This is a genomic window from Yoonia sp. 2307UL14-13 (genome assembly GCF_037572755.1).
In the GTDB taxonomy this organism is placed as follows: domain Bacteria; phylum Pseudomonadota; class Alphaproteobacteria; order Rhodobacterales; family Rhodobacteraceae; genus Yoonia.
The window spans coordinates 1-17,014 of record NZ_JBBIFZ010000002.1; the positions used below are offsets into that span (position 1 = coordinate 1).

Genomic DNA, 17,014 nt, shown 5'->3' on the forward strand with positions numbered 1-17,014 from the left:
TTCATACTCCTTGATCATCCCAATGATCTGCTCGTCACTAAATCTGCGTTTCATAGTCCATCCTCTCTTGGGACGGATTACTAACACTTCAGTGGCCCGATTTCAGGGGGCTGGGTCACGATGCTTCATCACGCGAGGATGCGCCATGTGCCACCGTATTGGAGCGCATTCGGGATCGAGACGGTGACGTAATCCTAACCTGACGGGTGGTATGGGCGATGACCCGGTGTTCGGAGCAGTACCCATTCTATCAAATATCTGAAACTTTAAGGGCGTATCTGCTCGATCATCGTGTCCATGTTGTCGGGTGTCATCGCCCACCTCTGGGGGTTATCGTAGTCAACCTCAAGATCGACATCCATTTCTCTCAGATCGATTTTAAATAGGCCTGACGCCCAGCCATCCCTTGCATCACCTTTCAAGGCCTCGCGCAACGAACGAAGCGTCAGAACGAGGTCAGGTAGGTTACTATCGGGCAGAAATCCGCTCCAGGCCTCTTCTTCAAAAAGATAGCCCTTTACCTCTTCCGCACCCGACGCATCAACGTTGAAGATGATGGATAGGCCATCCCATTTGTCTGAATTCACCTCTTTCTCGGATAATGAGATCTTGATCAGACGTTCGAACAATTCGTTTACGCCAGCCATGGGGTCGCCTCCATCTTCAGGTTATCTGCTCGGGCTCAAGTGGTTGAATCGTGGCCGGATCCACATTTTTGGGAGAGGGAACATCCCATGTATCGCCTGCATCATTCTGGAAGGTCTTTGTTCCTTGCTCGACGATATTTCCGGCTCCATCACGTACCGTATACTTGACCTGTAGCGTATCAGGCATCGCGTTGTTAGGCGGATAGTCCATAACAATCTCGCCTTCGATGGTAAAGGGCTTGCCATTCTTGTCAGTCTTGCCCAACCAGTCGGCGAAGTGGGTTTCCATCTGTTTCCAGCCGCCCGTTTCGTTCAGGGTCGCATCTTGCGGGACAATACCGATCTCGGGTGTCCGCCCCATGAACTGACTGCCGACTGCGTGGCCACCGTCGTTCCTATCCTTGGCCATAGCACGGACTCCAGTGACGTTGTCACGATTCCCCACATTGGTTGCATGATCATTGTGGCTGCGCCCTGAAGGATTTTTCTTCTTGGGGCCGCGCACGCCGCCAAAAACTTTGTTTAGCGAGAACTTGAATTTTGTTGGAACTTCGCCGGTAACCGTTGCGCCGTTATGATCAACGTAGGTGCGTGTTGTCGTTTCGGTTACCTTTGTGACATTATGATCGCCGGGCCCCGTTCCTGTCCGCCATTCCCGTATATTGCTCGGGGCTGGTCCCTTGCCATCCCAATCCACCAAGTTTCCGTTGGCATCAAAGTAATGCTCGTCCAATTCTGTTTCGGGTGCTTTCTTGCCACTGACAACCGGGTTGCCACTTGGCGTGCCAGAGAAGTTCTGTTCAACTTTTGCCGACTCCGTGCGTTTGCCCTGGCTCGTTAGTGGCGTTCCATCGGCCGCTTTACCTGCCGATTGGCGCAAGGTGCGAGGTTGTTTGTTGCTGGGACCAGCTCCATTTCCGCTGTTTCTAGGCCGTTTGGTCGGTCCGCCACCGTACAATACAGGAAACCCAAAGGTTTGTTGACCATTCGGATCGCTAAAGGCGGTCGGTACGTTACGCTGTGCGTAGCGAGATGGTGAGGCCCAGTTGTTCTTGCGGTACATGAGAATGAATTGCGCCTTTTGGGCTTCATTTGCCTGACTGACCGGAATTACTTTGCCCGCCCGGCGGGCTTGATCAAAGGTCAGGGAGGGATCAGTGCTGACGAGCCAGTTCTTCTCGCCGGCCTTGCGCAAGATCGCTTGTCCGCTATCCAAGTAACCATCTGGTCCTGTGCCGGAAGGCATCACAAGGATGTCGTCAATAAGATCAGCGTCTCTCTCAGGAGAGAGTTGCGGTACACCGCGCGCGTCAAGTGTCACTTCATTCGGGGTAGTCGGCGCGGTGGCGGATGATGTGTTGCCTGTCGGCCATTGGTGTCTGGCGTCAACCTCTGGGTTTGCTGGTGCGTCAGGGGCTCCTATCGAACCACCATCTGAACCTACAGGTGGCGAACCATCTGTTACTACATCAGGTGCCTTACCGCCGATACCTACTTCAGGCGGTGGTGGTCCATCAACAGTCGTGGCGGCCGTACCACCCCGAGTGCCCGTAGCAGTCACACCACCTGTTGTCGCCACGTTTCCCGAAGGCGTCGCACGTCCAGCCGCCGCCGCAGTGTCGCCAGCAGCGTCCAAGGCCCGGCGGCCAAGGCGGCCCGTCCGTGCAAGCCTGCCGGCAGCCTTGGCGCCACGCTTAACGACCTTTGCGACTTTGCCCAGACCGGGCAAGACAGCATCGATTGCCGTGTCGACGACCAGATCAATGAAGAATTGACCCACTGCTTTACCGACACTTGGATCATTATCCTCTTCGCGACGCTCGGCCTGGTAGGTGCCACGTCCATGCTCTTCCAGCATTCCCTTGGAGAATTGCGTCATCGGCGTGTCTTGAAGGTTTTGGAAAAAGGCGCTGATGACGTTTGACAGGCCGAAGGTCAGGGCGTTGACCGCCTCCATGGAGACGGTCTGCCCAGTTGTAAGTTCCGGGTGAAGTTGCTCTAGCCGGGCAATCTCATCTTCGATCACTGTCATGAGTGCGTCAATTTGGGCATCGTTTAGCCCAAGGTCCGCAAGCATACCGCGCAAGGCCTGTGTGTCGGTCATGACAGGTTTGCCCGACGGGCCAATGCTCATGTCACCGTCTTCCCAACCGGCACTTCCATGAGAGTCGCTATCGCTTTCGGTTTCTTCCCACTCCCAACTGTGCTTGAAGTCTGTCTGTTGGTAATATTGGGCGAAACGCGCAGTCGGGTCGGGATTTACCAGGTTGCCTTGCGCATCATAACGCGGTTTGTAGGTTTGCTTGGCATGTTGGTAGGTCCGCATCAGTTGCGCCATTTGCAACTGCCCTTGCGTTGCTTCGGTCTGGCGAACAGCCTTTATGCCAAAGCCATCAGCTTTCGCAGCCTCGATTGCCGTAGTGTCCCCATAGTCAACCTCAATGTATTCGTAATCGCCATCCTTTGAAGACCCTTTGGTCATGACGACCTTCAGATTCATCTCGACGGGCAAGTAACGTTGGTTTGCATATTCACCTGTCAGCAATCCCGTTTCGGGATCGTAATTGCCCTCGGCCACATTGGTGACCTGACCGTGAGATGCCTCCCAGTCGCTTGGTGCAATACCCTCGTCATCATCAGCGACATTTTCGCGGCCGATCACATCTTCTTCAACGACCGTCAGGCCACTTGTGGTGTGATCGGGCTGCGGCTGTTGCTCATCCAATCGACGTACTGCGGCCTTCGCATCTTGCGTCGCGCGCTCCGGATCGCCGTGTTGGGCAAGGCTCTGATCGTAGTGGTACTCATAAAACATCTGCCGTCCGACCGACATGAACGACCGGGTGACCTCTGTTCCAGCAGTTTGACCATCCCCAGCACCATCGGTCGTATTGTCGGGGCTTTCGTTAGGATCACCAACATAGACAAATTCCTGATTTTCTTCTTCGACACCATGCTCTGAAGTGCGCAATCCGAGATCCCATGCGACCGCGTTTTGTAGCACTTTGGTAGCCTGCTGACCTGCAAGGTTTTGGCCACTGTTGATCCGACCGAATTTGACCGCCGATAGCTGCAAAACTTTTTGCTTAAGCGGTTCAGGATTGACCTCGCCGCGCGCGAACGCCGCTTTGTCTTCTTTGCTAATGTCAACGCCGTAAAGACTGGCTACGTAATCGATGGCACCTGATGCTCCGCCAGTCTCCACAGCCAGTTTGAACTCATCTGAATCGATCTCCGTGGCAAGCTCTTGCGGGTTACTATGCATGAGTGTTTCACGCGCATCCTTCTCTGCGTAGCGAAGGCGTGCATCGAGGCCGTTCATAAAGCCGCCCTGAAGACGTCTGTTCAATTCTGAGAATTGCTGCGCCCCCAGGCCGGCCCCGCTTGTCGGTAGGCCCTTGAACAGGGTTTGCATCCCCGGAGGCAGGAAGCCTTTCACTTCATTATACAACTGTTGAGCTTCTTGAATGGCCTGCGGGTCACCTTGCGCAGCTCGTTCTGTCAGGTCCATCAACTGAACGACCTTGTCGATCTGCGCGTCGCTGAGATGGTCATACATGAAGTAACCGGCGGTTGCTGCCTGCGAGTCAGCCGCTATGACGTCTGCATCTTCTTGCGTCCTCGGGCCCGTCGCACCAACAGAGGCCAGACTACCGCTGCCAAAAGCGTGCTCCATGCCACCTTGTCCAATGAGGCCATATGGATCACCAAACCGGCTGACCATGTTGGAATAAGCACCGATGGATGGTAATTGTGCATTTGGGTTGTGGGATCGGATCACCTGATCGGCGTAGAACTTGAATTCTTCCGCAGTTAGTTTTTCGCCCGGTTTACGGCCAGATGCGGCAAAGACTTCCTGAGCAAGCTGTTTCGGTGTCAGTTGTGCCGGGGCTGGTGCGGCAGCTCCGCCTGTTTTTGTGATATCAACAGTTGTGGAAGTACCCCAAACCATCTGATTGGCCTGGGCCTGCGTAACGCCATACTGGGTCATGACTTCGGCGACGGTCAAGCCTAGCGTGGTCGGCGGTTGCACTGTGTCAGTCAGCACACCGTCAGCATACATTTTGGCAATGTTATCCTCTGTCACCACAATCCGCCCATCGGGATGCGGCGTTCCGTATGCAGCCAAGATCCGGGTCGCGCTTGCGTCGTCTATTCCGAGGCTGGACATCAGCGCCTCTTTATCAATGAAGCCTTTCCCAGTCTGCGGATCCCGGTATCCCGCGCGCTGGAAAAACTCGACAGCTTGTTGTTGAGGTGTTCGCTGGGAGTTGTTGGTTGCGGCGCGAGCTTTCCCTTGGACCTTTTTCCCCTCCAAGTACAACACGACGGTATCGTCAGGGGCAGCGACGAACAATTCTTCGTGCGTTTCCGGCGTCACCAAGTCACCACCTGCCGTCAGACTCAAGCGTGCGCCTGCATCACCCTCAGCGACCGTGATCCCCAGACTTTCAGCCCGCGCAGCAATCGCTTCTCCCTGCTCTTCGTCCATTGTTTCGGCGAGTTGGGCTCCGTTTTGACCGGGGGCGATGACGATTGTTCCAGACTGACCGGACTGCCCCGGAACAAATGCTCCCAAAACGCCACTTGGCAATCGATTGGGGTCGTCTGAATATGGTGGACTTGCCTGCAGAAATTCAGGTGCAATATTCCCGTCGCGCATCTCTTTGCGCAGTTGTTTGATTGCCTTGTTCTCGGCGGGTGTCCGTTCATCGGCGCTCTTGCCTGTCAAAGCAAAAATGAATGCCTCCCACGCTGAGTCACTTCTCGCAATCGCTTGATATTTCTGTTGTGATTTCTGGTTTGCGTGGCGAATTCTTGGATTGGAACGCGCTGCTGTTCGTACGCTCGGTGATCCACGCAGGCTTGGAGCGACAGAGTTATTCGTCGATTGACGCTGTATGCTAACCATGAGAGTCTCCGAGATTGCTCGCGATAATCAAACAATCAATCGAGTAATGCTTCCATAAGTGACGCTACTTAGAAGGGTAAGTAGGTCATCTGCGACGAGTTGCATGAACTACAATTTTAAGTTGTTTAATCCAACTTAATTGAATCGAAATTGTATCCACCAACGAATTGAGCATCGACCTGCTATGCCGACGAAGCGAATGTGTACCCTGATGGTCCATATCATGGATTCAGTAGATAATTCGAAGACCAGGATTAGGTCAAAGGTCTACAATTCTCTGATTTTGTATTAAGCGTCAGGCCGATTTCACTGCCAGTCGGGGGGTCTGAAAGACAACCGGTCAGGTTTCAGGTGCAACACGTACGGAAAACTCTCGGACATCATTTGAATAGCTGCGTGGATGTCGATTTGGAGAAATGCTCTGGAGAGCAGAATCTTGGTCGAGACCCGAAATACTGGCCGTTTAATCCTGCTACTGAACCATCATAGGACCTTTCACGCGACATTAATAACGTACGGCCATTGTCTTACTCAGCTAGATTATTTGCGGTCCAGTCGCTAAATAACACTAAGGTCTGCGAACACTTCTCACATCATGACGCGCCCCCGCACTTCGCGCGCGGGGGCGGTTCGTTATCTGGCGTATTCGCGACCGGTTCCGGTGTTGTTGATGAAGTCCTTGTAAGTCTTCTGCTGAATGGCTTTCGCCTCTTGTTCGGACCGCGCCCATGTTACCGCCGCGATGGCAAAGCCCGCCAATCCCAGAACGATCCCGACAGGGCCAAATAATGCAGCCGCAGCTTCCCAGCCGGCCAAACCCGAGATAAGTCCGGCGATACCAACCGCACCTCCACCAATCAAAACAGCGGCCTGCGTCCCTTCCAAAGCCGCGTCAGTCGTGTCGCCCGCTTGGCGCAACTGATCGGCTTTCATCGCTGCACCTACACCATAGAAAATGGAAGCCGCGTCGCCAAGCGCGCCGACGACCTTCAGGCCGGTGGTGAACTTGGCACTACGGTACCAAGGTGCCGTTGCGGCCTCACGTTCCGCCTGCGCCATGATCGCAGGGTCCTTCCACTGCTCCTTATGGATCTTGCTAAACAACACCAAGTCTTCTGGCTCTCCGCCGACCAGGATTTGCTTGCCCTCATCATTCACCGACACATAGTCGGGCTCCAGTTCGGTCCAGACCTCCTTGCTCGCAGATCCGGGAATGCGCGGGTCTTTACCAAGGGCGATCTTCGCCTCTTCCTGCTTGGACCGCGCAAGATTGTAAGCGGTTTGCGTATTGCGACGCGCCTTGCGCAGTTCAATGCTTGATTCCGCCCAGGCGGCGTCCGCCGCTTCTTTTTCGGCCAAGGCTGCGTCACGTTCCTCAATCGCGGCATCCCAGAGCGCCTGCTCCGGCGTCATATCTTCCGGCGTTGCCAGCGGGTCGTAGTTTTCCGGCTCGGGTGTGGTCCGGACGGTTTCTTCGGCATTCGCGACCCGTTCTTCGGCACTGGCAACACGCTCTGTGTTGGCCTGATGTATCTGGTTCGCCGCCTTGTATTCCTGGAAGGTCTGGTCAAATGCCTGATCGGCAACCTGGAATTCGTGCAGCTTGTGGAGCGAGCTTTTCGTGTTGCCCGGGTCAACCAGCGATATGATCCGTTTGCCGGTCGTGCTGACACCGCCCAGCGTCGCGAAGATATCGGCGGTCAAATTAAGCCGATCTTCGGCGGTGAAATCGCCGCCATTGGCCAGCTTGGCGAAGTCCTGCCCAACGGCAAAGACGCCAAAGATCATGCCCATGCCGCCCAGAACCGCAGATGCAACGTCGATGGCCATGAGCTGGGTCATGTCCGCGGCGACACGGGCAGGCGCGCCTGATGATTTCAGCGCACCGCTGACCGCCTGCTCGAAGGTCATCCCTTCATTCAGGTTTTTGGTGAAATGCGACAGGAATTTGGACGCTTGACCAGGCGATCCCTTTGCCCAGGTCTCAAGGCTGGAGGCCAGTCGGCTTGCTGCTCCACCAACGCCGCGCAGTTTGGTTGTCACCGTCTCAAACGTGTCGGCCGCGGCCGCTTCTACATCGTCCTTGGCCTTCTGCTCTTCTGCTGTCAGCGGCAGACCATTGGCTTCTTTCTGGTCAGCAACAGCGGCCAGCGCTGATTTCTCCAGCGCGACATCCTCGGCCGCAACGCCCTTGTAAAGGTTGGTGGTCAGGCCCTCATAAACACGTGCACCCGCCGCTGGATCCAGCGCCATCACCTTGCTGATCGCCTTCTGAATAAAGGCCTGTCGCTTCTCGGGTGGCATAGCGGCCAGGGCGATACGGGTCTCGGGTGAAAGCAGCCACGCTTCGGCCTCGGCGGCCCGGGTCTTGGGGTCTCCGCCAACGATCCTGGAAGTGATATCCTGCTCCGCCTTTTGACGAATTGCGACCACATCGGCCTTTTTTGAATACTTCTGAATATCCTTGTCCAAGGCGGCCATATCGACCTCGCCCTGGTATTCGCCCGACTGGGCCAACTGCTTGGTCACCAGCAGATTATGCAGGATTTTTGCGTTCGATCCCTCAGGCTGATTGGTAATCTCGTCAACAAATAACCTCGTCGCCTGATGCTGGATGGCCGCATCCTGTTCGTCGCTGGGCAACATTGGGAAGGCCTCTTCAAAGGTCATTCCGGGATGAACGGCACCAAGGGGCTGCTCTGGATAAAGTTCGTTTTCGATGGGTACATCAACAAAGTTACCCATTTCCACGTCCGGTGTCGGTGGCCCTGATGCGCCGGTCGCCACCGATGGCGTGGTCTTCACTGCGACATCATTGAAATCAGTTGTGCCCGATCCGGTGACCGAGAAATAGAACGTCGTGGTGCCATCATGGCTTTTGATCCGCTTCATGGTGCCGGGAACCTCGGCACCAGCGACAACCGTGTTGGTCGAGGTGTCAACGACCCGCATCTGCGGCTCCACCGGTGGCGCATTGCGGTGCGAATTGTCGATTGAGATATCTTGGCCCGGTGGCACTGCTTGCCATTGGCCGCCGCCTGCTGCATTGGGATCATAATACTGGACCTGCAGGTTCGGATTTGCCGCCAGCGCATTGCCCCATGACTGAGTCCCGTAGGTTTCTATCGTTGGCTTACCGCCATAAGCCTCGTATTGCGTTTCGTGCCGGGTGTAGGTGGACGCGGGCGGCATCCACGTCATCTCAACGTCCTTGTAATCGTTTCCGTTGGCCGACGTTTCAAAAAAATGTGTACTGACCGCGTTGCCGCTTTCCTGGCTTGACCAGGCTGGTTTTCCAAATACTTCGGGACCAGGTTGGCTCACAGTCCGTTCACCACCCGCTTCTGTTTCGATGCTGAACTCTCCGACCTGCTGACCGGGTTCTAGCGGAACGATGATATTGACCTGATCAGGCCCACCTGCGGGACGGGTATAGATTCGCTTTTTTGACCACGTTTTGGTGACCGGATCGTAGATGGTCGCATAAACGGTCACCGTTTCATCCGTGGTGAAATTCAGGGTTAGATGGCCATCGTCATCATCCGACGACGGCCCTTCCAATTCGTCAACTCCGCCACCATAGATTTGCTCCCAATACGCTGCGGGTGGCTTGGGCTCACGATGGGCCGAGATCGAGATATGGTCGCCTTTGTCTTGGTTGATCTTCAACGCGCCTTGCGAAAAAATCTGAACCATGCTCGCCTTGACCAACTGCTTGTCGCCTCGTTCGTTTCTAAACCCAAAGTTTTCCGCAATCGCATCGGCGTGGCCGTTATCCGGGTTCAACGGGTCTTTGTCGCCGAAAAGATGGTCGGTCGCCCAGTCCATCTCCTGAGCGTTCATACCACGCGTCTCAATCTCCCAGATGATCTGGGCCATTGGCCGTTCGTCTCCGTCTTCCTTGCGGCGTTGAGCTTCGGCACGGATCATCGCATTGGCGGCGGTTTCCGGGGTTGCGCCAGCTAGATCGACGGCGTACCGCGTCGAACCGTCTGCATCGGTGTATAGGAACAGGGAACCATCAGCGATCATCTGATCAACGCCGATGGTGTTGTTGGCGTCGTTTTCAGAAACCGGGATACCGACGTTTGTTCTGTCCGTATTCGATGTGCCATACATCCGCACGATCCACTGGCCATGCTCCGCTGTTCCACCAAAGGCTTCGGCGGCCTCATCGGCGTAAAGATATCCGTTTCCGTCTTTATCGAATTGTTTCAGATAAGCCTCGCGCTGATTTGGATCGTTCAGATTATAGGCCTGCCCGTCCGGACCCCGAACGTTGAACGGCTCTGTACCATCTGCCGAAGGTGCGGGTGGCTGATTCAAAACGGCGGTTGTAGTGACTTTGACGTCATCGAAGCTATCGTCGTCGTTCTTATCTTCAAAGCCAATGGTTGTGCCATTGCTGGCAAAACTTGATCGTGCGTTTGTGCCGTTGCCTTGGTACGTGCCACCATCGCGAAGGTTGTTGATCCTGATCTTGTCCAGCGTAACGTGGCCGGGAACAGTGACGGTCGCGTTGCCATTCCCGTCGTTGCCGGTTGCGACAGTGATCCATTGCTGGGTTGTCTCGTCATAGTACTGAACTTCGGATTGCGCTTTTGACCCTTTCTTGAACTCGATGGTGAGTGTGGTTTGTGCGGGCGACCCGCTCTGCGCGTCCGCTTCGGCCTCGACAACCTCACCGTTTGATACAACGGTCACTGTGTCTGACGCCGCGTTCTTGAACAGCGCCGGATCGGTCTTGCGCGTCACGGCCCGGCCATTGACAACCCCACTGATCCGAGCCCCAGCATCGCCGTCGGCAACGCCAATACCCAGTTGAGCAGCGCGGTCAGCTACCGCCTCGCCCTGCTCTTCATCCGATGTGCGCTCAAGCTGTCGGCCGCGCAAGCTGGGCGAGATCAACACGCGCCCCTGCCGACCCTTGCCACCGCTCACGTAAGCGCCGCGCACGCCGGTGGGCAGCCTGTCATCGCCGGAACTGTTCGCCGGATCCGCTTCAACAAATTCGGGCGAAATCTCTCCATTCCGCATCTCTTGGCGCAACTGCTTGAGCGCTGCATTCTCTTTTGGGGTCCGCTCGCCGGCCGTCTTGCCGGTCAGCGCAAATGCGAATTCTTCGAACTTTTTGTCATCCTTGGCTGTCTCGCGATATCTTTCTTTCGACTCCTGAGCCGATGCCGTCACCCTGCGACCACCGGCACTAGTATTGGTGCGCTTTCGACCAACGGTTGTGGCCAAGTGTGCATCGGCTTGGGGGTTAGGGTTGGATATGCCTTGTTCAACGCGAGCCATGTCACTCTCCTGAAATGTGATTGAGGGTATGCTATTCCGTCATGCAACCCAGGAAGATTGGTGGATCTACGCAAAATTCCTGCGCTCATTGCGTGTTCGGACTGCGTAGGGTGGAAGTGGCTGAGACAAAGCTGGTGTCAGCACCACACACGTACTGGCGCTTCGGGCGCTGGCGAAAAATTCGACCGTCGCACCTCGACCGCAATTCTGCTGTGACTGGCGGCTATTTCGACCGCTGCCCTGGGTAATAGTGACTGACTGTCGTGCGGAATTATCCCGTCGTACCGACTTGCAACTTCAGCTTTTGTGTCTCGTCGCAGTCCGGATCCAGCCACAGCGCGAGCGATAGGAGCTGATGGGCACGGACATTGCTTCCGAACAACATATGACCGGCGGCCATCCGACGCAACAATGCAAGATCATCCGACGAGACTTTGCTCCGAGATGTCATATCACTCTGGCCCCTCATTTTGCAGAACGATCAGATGCTCGTACATCTTCGCGGTTCGGGCCAACGTTTCGAAGCCTTTGAGGACTTCCGGATCGTTGGCGGTGCTCATCACGCCTTCCAAACGAGAGGCCAACTCAGACACCGAAAACGCGAAGTCCAGCGTTTCGGTTCCGGCGATTTCTTCAATCTGATGCGAGATCAGACGCTCGAGCTCGGACTGTTCCAATACCTCGTTAACGTTCAGGCGCAGTTCAGGTGGTCTGCGCGTGATCGAGCGATACGCCGGGACATAACCCGGGTTGGTTTTGCGCGGCTCAATTGGGCCAATCTGGTCGGAGGGCAACGCGCGCACATGTTTTTCGGGCGACTGCGACGCCAGATCATCGTTTTGACGTTCTACAACACGCATCAGCTTACCCCTTGACTAAAACGAAACATCAATGGCTTCATCGTGTCGGCGAAGCTGCAGACTGTCTTGTGATATTGATGCGATCGCCCAGTCGTCTACAACCCGGTCCCCGACTCGCGAAACTATGCCATTCGCAAAGATGACCTTTGGATCGCTGCCCAGGTTGACGGCTGCGATTGGCGGAAGATCGGTCAGGCTTTTGGTTTCCGTGACATCGGCAATAACAATATTCTCTGCAGTCTTAGTATCAATTTCCTGGCGTACCTGGCGCCATTCGGACATCCGCTCCGGCGGAACCTGACCGCTGATCAGAATTATGCCCGATGGGGTGGGTGCGACCTCGACGAAGTTTGCCATCCCCGCGTCTTTCACCGTCTCCCGAATGATTGCTGCGGGATCACGCTCGGTTTCTTCCACCGGTTCAGCTACAGACGAAACATCACTGGCGGTTGCCAGTGTGATATCTGGTGTAGTACCAGCCGACTGCTGTTCTGATGGTGACTGATTGAGCACGATGCCTTGCGACGGGGATTGGCTATCCAGATAGGCCTGACCACTGAAAGCCGCGACCGCAACTGCAACAAGCGCAACAAGTGCAACCTGATCCGGCGCAACGCTTTTTGCAATTTGACCTCCGTTCAGTGCACAAAACCGCATCGAAATACCGTTGATGGTGAGCTCGCAGGGCAGCCGTTCGGTCACCGTTTGGTCATTAGGACGCACGGACTTTCCATTTAGGCTGATGTCATCGCGGTCAGTTGTGACGGTCAGAAGTGTGCCGAAAAGCGACCGGCAGCAGCGAACGTGAATTGCAGAACCCAATACTTCATCATCGACAAGCATGATGTCATGGTCAGTGTCCGAACCTATGACCAAATTGCTGGCCTTCAAATCTGCTTTTGACCCTTTGTGTAGGCCATTCAGAACTTCAACATTAACAACCAAATCCGCATTATTGTCGAGAAGAAGCGCTGCCTTTAAGCCGCGGAACCGCGTTTCAAAAAAACTGCGATAGGTTTCAACATCAAGGGTCATAACTCTTCTGCCTTTTCCTACTGTGCACGCAAGAGCGTTTCGATATCGCGCCCGGTCCGTTTCGCCATATTCCAAGCAACCTGATAAACGGTGACTTCATTGTACAAACCACTTATTTTCGTAATGAACTGATCCGACAAGGCCTCTGGTTTTTGGGACACATTGGCATCTGACAGGAACGGATTTTCCCCGCTCTGACCGGCAATCTCATTCTTCAAACGGGTTTCTTTTTGAACTTGGCCGGGATACTTCGAAATACTTTCGAACGCCGACTGGGACACCCCCGAAAGAAGATCTGACCGATGCAGATCAGCCGTCGTTAGCGCACTCACCTGATCAAGGGTGGTTTGCTGCGGTGCCATCGCACCAGGTATTGATCCAACTGGAACGGTCATGTCACTCTCCTGACGAATGCTTGCTCTCAATGGAATGATGCGAGTGCTATTCTTCGCCCTCGCGGTCTTCCTCCAGCATTTCCATAAACGGCCCAAAGATCATCATCTGCATGACGAGTTGCTCCATCATCTGCTGCTCTGTCGCGATTGCCGATGGATCAACGCCGTCGCCGATTTGAGGTGCATCATCTGCCATGTCGTTCTCCTTTACGCAGTCTGGTTTCCATCCATCGAATAACTGCAAAGGCGCGCAGGCTGAATGCGCCCATCTACGTAGCCCCGTACGTAGATCATGCTGATTTCGCAATCTCTACCGAGGTTTCTAGGCGCCGGTACCGGAGCTGTCAGCGGATACTACCGATGTTTCCGTCCGATCATTCGCGCCTAGGCTGTGCCCAATCAGCCAGCGACCAAACTCGGAGACGAACATGAAACTGACATACGCCATATTTTTGGGATCAGCGATTTGCGCCCCGGCGATTACGTCAGCGGATGAGGTCAAAGACTGTATTGGAGACACTTGCACAGTTTCACCCACTGGTAAGCAGTATGAATACAAGATTCTTGATATGCCAATGGATGCCCTTTTTTCCATGCTACAGGGGGAAACGGGTCAACGGATCGTTGTTGCGCCGGGGGTGCGCGGGCGAGTAAGCCAGATTGATCTATCCGGCTCAGCCGAAGAAATGATCGCAGCAGTCGCACAACAGAACGATCTGGAATGGTTCAGTTACGATGAAGCGTTCTATGTATCGCGTTCAACAGAGGCCACGACGCGACTCATTCCTTTAGAAGGTCTTACGAGTGAGGTAGCGCGACAGTCACTGGACGAAAGCGGACTCTTATCACCAACTGCACGTATTAACTCTGTCGCAGATGGCAATGCCCTTTCGATCTCCGGACCTCCGGAATACGTCGCTTTGGCCGAGGCAATCCTAAAGGTTACCGGCGCGCCATCGGAGGAAGCATCCGAACAATCTGTCGTGCGCGTCCGACGCGGCATGAACACTTCGCTGGAGTATTACGGAGAAGCCGGAATGATAGCGGCCAATCAGACCCAATCGTCTGAGACCGCCAGCGCGCAGGCACAGTCCACGGAGACGAACTCCTCGACCGAAGAAGAACATCAGCAGGATAGAGAGACGACCGATGGTTGACCATTCTTTACCCGCTTACCGCATTCCCCGGCCCACACCGGTTTGGGGGATACTGCGCACCGGGAAAATCGCCCCAGGTGCAACCACCGATCTGGACGGAATTGGGGTCATACGACACCAAATCCCGTGGATCGACAATCAGACCAACATCAGGTTTCAGAAAGGACACTGATATGTTTAGCACGATCAAAAAGTTCGAAGACAAGATGACGCTGAATCAAGCAGGTGGCGCTGGCGGTGCCGGTGGCGCTGGTGGCGCTGGCGGACCGGACTATGGTGCCATGATGGCCGATCTGTTCAACGCGATGGCGAAAAAGCAGTATGAAGCTGCCGTAAAGAAAGAGCCCGCCAAGGCCAACAAGACAATCACGCAAGGCTAATGCGCGAAAAGGCGAGGTGCGTTACTTGCGCACCTCGCCCAAAAACCTGTTTCAGAATGGAATTCCGTCATGCGTAAGGATATTGCACTTGTTGCCGTGATTGTGGCGTCGCTCACGCTGATGGTAGTCCCGCTCAATTCGACAATCATCGACATCTTGCTGGCGGTGAATATCAGTTTGGCCGTTTTGTTATTGATGGTTGCGGTGTACCTGAAGCATCCCTCCGATTTTTCCACATTTCCGTCCGTCATCCTGATCGGAACCGCATTTCGTCTATCACTATCCATCGGCACCACCCGCCTGATCCTTTCCGAGGCAGAAGCCGGAGATATCATCGAAACTTTCGGCGAATTCGTGGTCAGCGGATCAATCGCCATCGGCCTGGTGATTTTTTTGATCATTACTGTCGTACAGTTTATCGTTGTCACCAAAGGCGCTGAACGTGTGGCTGAGGTCGGTGCGCGCTTTGCCCTCGACGCATTGCCAGGCAAGCAGATGAGCATCGACGCCGAAGCGCGGGCCGGCAATATTACTGCCGAGGAAGCTGCTGAACGCCGCGCCCGACTTGATCGCGAAAGCCGTTTTTTTGGCGCCATGGATGGCGCTATGAAATTCGTCAAGGGCGATGCAATTGCCGGTATCATCATCATCTGTATCAATCTGATCGGCGGCGTCGCTGTCGGCATGAGCGCCCATGGATACGGTTTTGGAGAAGCCATTGGCATTTTTTCACTTCTGACTATTGGTGACGGGCTTGTCGCACAAATACCGGCCCTCTTGATGTCGCTTTGTGCCGGTATCATCGTCACGCGCGCCGAGGGACAGAAAGGTAAGGATCTGGGGTCCGACATTTCTGCGGAGATCATTGCAGACCCACGGGTGCCTGCAATTGGTGCGCCTATCGTACTGGGCGTCGGCCTGATCCCTGGATTCCCCACGATCACGTTTGCAGCCATGGCAGTGGGCATGCTCTTGATCTCGGCGGCTATTCGACGGGCTTTACGGGCACAGGAAAAGTCAGAAGATGCTGAGGCGCAAGCAGAACTGGATCAACAGGCCGCTGCATCGGAAGCCGATAACCTCGCGCTCGGGTTCGACGACCGCATTCGGTTAGTTATTGCAACCGACCTTGCTGATCACCTCGACCTGAGCAAAATCAGTCAGCGCCTGGCGACACACTTGACGATGCTTCATGCTGCACGTGGCGTCCGCTTCTTGTGCCCGGTTATCGAAGCAAAACGACTTTCTGATCCGCAGGGCTTCCAGATCGAAATCGACGAGGTGCCGGTTGCTCGCGAAACGGTGCCACAGGATCACGTTCTACTGACGGGGCGGGTAGAGGAAAACGACGATCATCCAAAGTGGCCGCTCATTGATGGTATCTGGATTCCGCGCGATCAGGCAGAGGTTATCTCGGACTCCAAGCAGATTGAGTGCGATCTGGAAGTCGGCATAAGTGATCTGACCTTCCGTATCTACGAGCAGAACCTTGGCAACCTGTTTTCGCATGGAATTTTTGCGGGATTGATGGAAGAGGCGCGTGAGGTTGAGCCTGTTCAAATGCAAAAGATCGACGAGGAGTTGGATGACGGTTCGTTTTACAAGATGCTCAGATATCTTGTTGAGGATGGCGTTCCCCTCAGACCTCTCTCTTTAGTGGTTTCTTCGATCCGATACTGGCTGACAACACTGGATGACCACCAGCCGGTCATTCTTGCTGAATGCTTACGAGGCTCCATGAAGCGGCAATTATGCCACCGCATCGCGGGAGAAGATGGCGTATTGGGATTAGCGCTTGTTGAGCCCGGTCTGGAAGGAAAGCTGCGCCAGGGCCTTCACGATCAATCCAACGCGACGCTTGATCTGGCCAATTGTGGTCTGGCACTTGATCCCGAGACAAATGACCTTTTCCTTAGCCATGTTCGAAGGCTGATGAAGACGAAGGGGCAGCAAGGTCGACAGATTGCACTGGTGGTCTCATCGGATCTGCGCCGTCGGGTGCGCAACCAGCTCGCATCTCACAACTTACACTTGCCAGTTTTGGCCGCGCAGGAAATCTCGTCTGAAATCCCCAGCTTTCCAATTGAGCTTGTTGGAGAGGAAAAGGCAGAGGCGAAGCATGGCAATCCCACATCCATGCACCTGGCTGCTGTGAGCTGAAACAACAGACTGATAACACGAGCGTGAAACGCAGAGCGTCGCCTCAGCGCCTGTAATAATTGGTGTTTGAGGGCATATAGGCGTTGAAAACACATAAGTCAGCACTCAAAAATGTTACTTTTGTTGGCAGGAAATGGCTTGCGTTACCGGTCCTATCGGCTGCGATTTGC

10 protein-coding genes are annotated in these 17,014 nt (G+C 54.8%); 3 read left to right on the forward strand and 7 right to left on the reverse strand.

Going from position 1 to position 17,014, the window contains the following annotated elements; translation table 11 throughout:
* Positions 1–266: 266 nt before the first annotated feature.
* The 7 genes from V8J85_RS07400 to V8J85_RS07430 all read right to left on the reverse strand — a co-directional run bounded on the left by V8J85_RS07400 (position 267) and on the right by V8J85_RS07430 (position 13,343).
* Positions 267–647, reverse strand: a complete 381-nt coding sequence (locus tag V8J85_RS07400; protein ID WP_339953084.1) for a hypothetical protein — start codon at positions 645–647, stop codon at positions 267–269.
* A gap of 16 nt (positions 648–663) precedes the next feature.
* The gene (locus V8J85_RS07405; RefSeq protein ID WP_339953085.1) at positions 664–5,559 is read right to left on the reverse strand and encodes a DNA/RNA non-specific endonuclease; all 4,896 of its coding nucleotides are present in this window, start codon (positions 5,557–5,559) and stop codon (positions 664–666) included.
* Between the two features lie 633 nt (positions 5,560–6,192).
* A complete protein-coding gene (locus V8J85_RS07410) occupies positions 6,193–10,857 on the reverse strand; it encodes a hypothetical protein (protein ID WP_339953086.1) in 4,665 nt (1,554 codons plus the stop codon).
* Between the two features lie 452 nt (positions 10,858–11,309).
* Complete coding sequence (locus V8J85_RS07415) at positions 11,310–11,717, reverse strand: hypothetical protein (protein WP_339953087.1); 408 nt, start codon at positions 11,715–11,717, stop codon at positions 11,310–11,312.
* 15 nt (positions 11,718–11,732) lie between these two features.
* Positions 11,733–12,752: a SctD/MshK family protein gene (locus V8J85_RS07420; protein ID WP_339953088.1), complete on the reverse strand. Its 1,020-nt coding sequence runs from the start codon at positions 12,750–12,752 to the stop codon at positions 11,733–11,735.
* 17 nt (positions 12,753–12,769) lie between these two features.
* Complete coding sequence (locus V8J85_RS07425) at positions 12,770–13,147, reverse strand: hypothetical protein (protein ID WP_339953089.1); 378 nt, start codon at positions 13,145–13,147, stop codon at positions 12,770–12,772.
* Positions 13,148–13,193: 46 nt separating this feature from the next.
* Positions 13,194–13,343, reverse strand: coding sequence for a hypothetical protein (locus V8J85_RS07430; RefSeq protein WP_339953090.1), 150 nt, complete (start codon positions 13,341–13,343; stop codon positions 13,194–13,196).
* 232 nt (positions 13,344–13,575) lie between these two features.
* Here V8J85_RS07430 and V8J85_RS07435 point away from each other — a divergent pair, with 232 nt between their 5' ends.
* The 3 genes from V8J85_RS07435 (at position 13,576) to V8J85_RS07445 (ending at position 16,844) form a co-directional block, all read left to right on the forward strand.
* Positions 13,576–14,304 (forward strand): hypothetical protein, encoded by a 729-nt coding sequence (locus V8J85_RS07435; RefSeq protein WP_339953091.1) that lies wholly within the window; start codon positions 13,576–13,578, stop codon positions 14,302–14,304.
* Positions 14,305–14,477: 173 nt separating this feature from the next.
* Positions 14,478–14,684, forward strand: coding sequence for a hypothetical protein (locus V8J85_RS07440; RefSeq protein ID WP_339953092.1), 207 nt, complete (start codon positions 14,478–14,480; stop codon positions 14,682–14,684).
* Between the two features lie 69 nt (positions 14,685–14,753).
* Positions 14,754–16,844, forward strand: coding sequence for a flagellar biosynthesis protein FlhA (locus V8J85_RS07445; RefSeq protein ID WP_339953093.1), 2,091 nt, complete (start codon positions 14,754–14,756; stop codon positions 16,842–16,844).
* Positions 16,845–17,014 lie beyond the last annotated feature (170 nt).

What these genes read in the sequence shown, in the direction of transcription:
- V8J85_RS07410 (WP_339953086.1), bottom strand. Translation starts at nt 10,857, where the DNA reads ATGGCTCGCGTTGAACAAGGCATATCCAACCCTAACCCCCAAGCCGAT.
- V8J85_RS07440 (WP_339953092.1), top strand. Translation starts at nt 14,478, where the DNA reads ATGTTTAGCACGATCAAAAAGTTCGAAGACAAGATGACGCTGAATCAA.
- V8J85_RS07420 (WP_339953088.1), bottom strand. Translation starts at nt 12,752, where the DNA reads ATGACCCTTGATGTTGAAACCTATCGCAGTTTTTTTGAAACGCGGTTC.
- V8J85_RS07405 (WP_339953085.1), bottom strand. Translation starts at nt 5,559, where the DNA reads ATGGTTAGCATACAGCGTCAATCGACGAATAACTCTGTCGCTCCAAGC.
- V8J85_RS07435 (WP_339953091.1), top strand. Translation starts at nt 13,576, where the DNA reads ATGAAACTGACATACGCCATATTTTTGGGATCAGCGATTTGCGCCCCG.
- V8J85_RS07400 (WP_339953084.1), bottom strand. Translation starts at nt 647, where the DNA reads ATGGCTGGCGTAAACGAATTGTTCGAACGTCTGATCAAGATCTCATTA.
- V8J85_RS07445 (WP_339953093.1), top strand. Translation starts at nt 14,754, where the DNA reads ATGCGTAAGGATATTGCACTTGTTGCCGTGATTGTGGCGTCGCTCACG.
- V8J85_RS07415 (WP_339953087.1), bottom strand. Translation starts at nt 11,717, where the DNA reads ATGCGTGTTGTAGAACGTCAAAACGATGATCTGGCGTCGCAGTCGCCC.
- V8J85_RS07425 (WP_339953089.1), bottom strand. Translation starts at nt 13,147, where the DNA reads ATGACCGTTCCAGTTGGATCAATACCTGGTGCGATGGCACCGCAGCAA.
- V8J85_RS07430 (WP_339953090.1), bottom strand. Translation starts at nt 13,343, where the DNA reads ATGGCAGATGATGCACCTCAAATCGGCGACGGCGTTGATCCATCGGCA.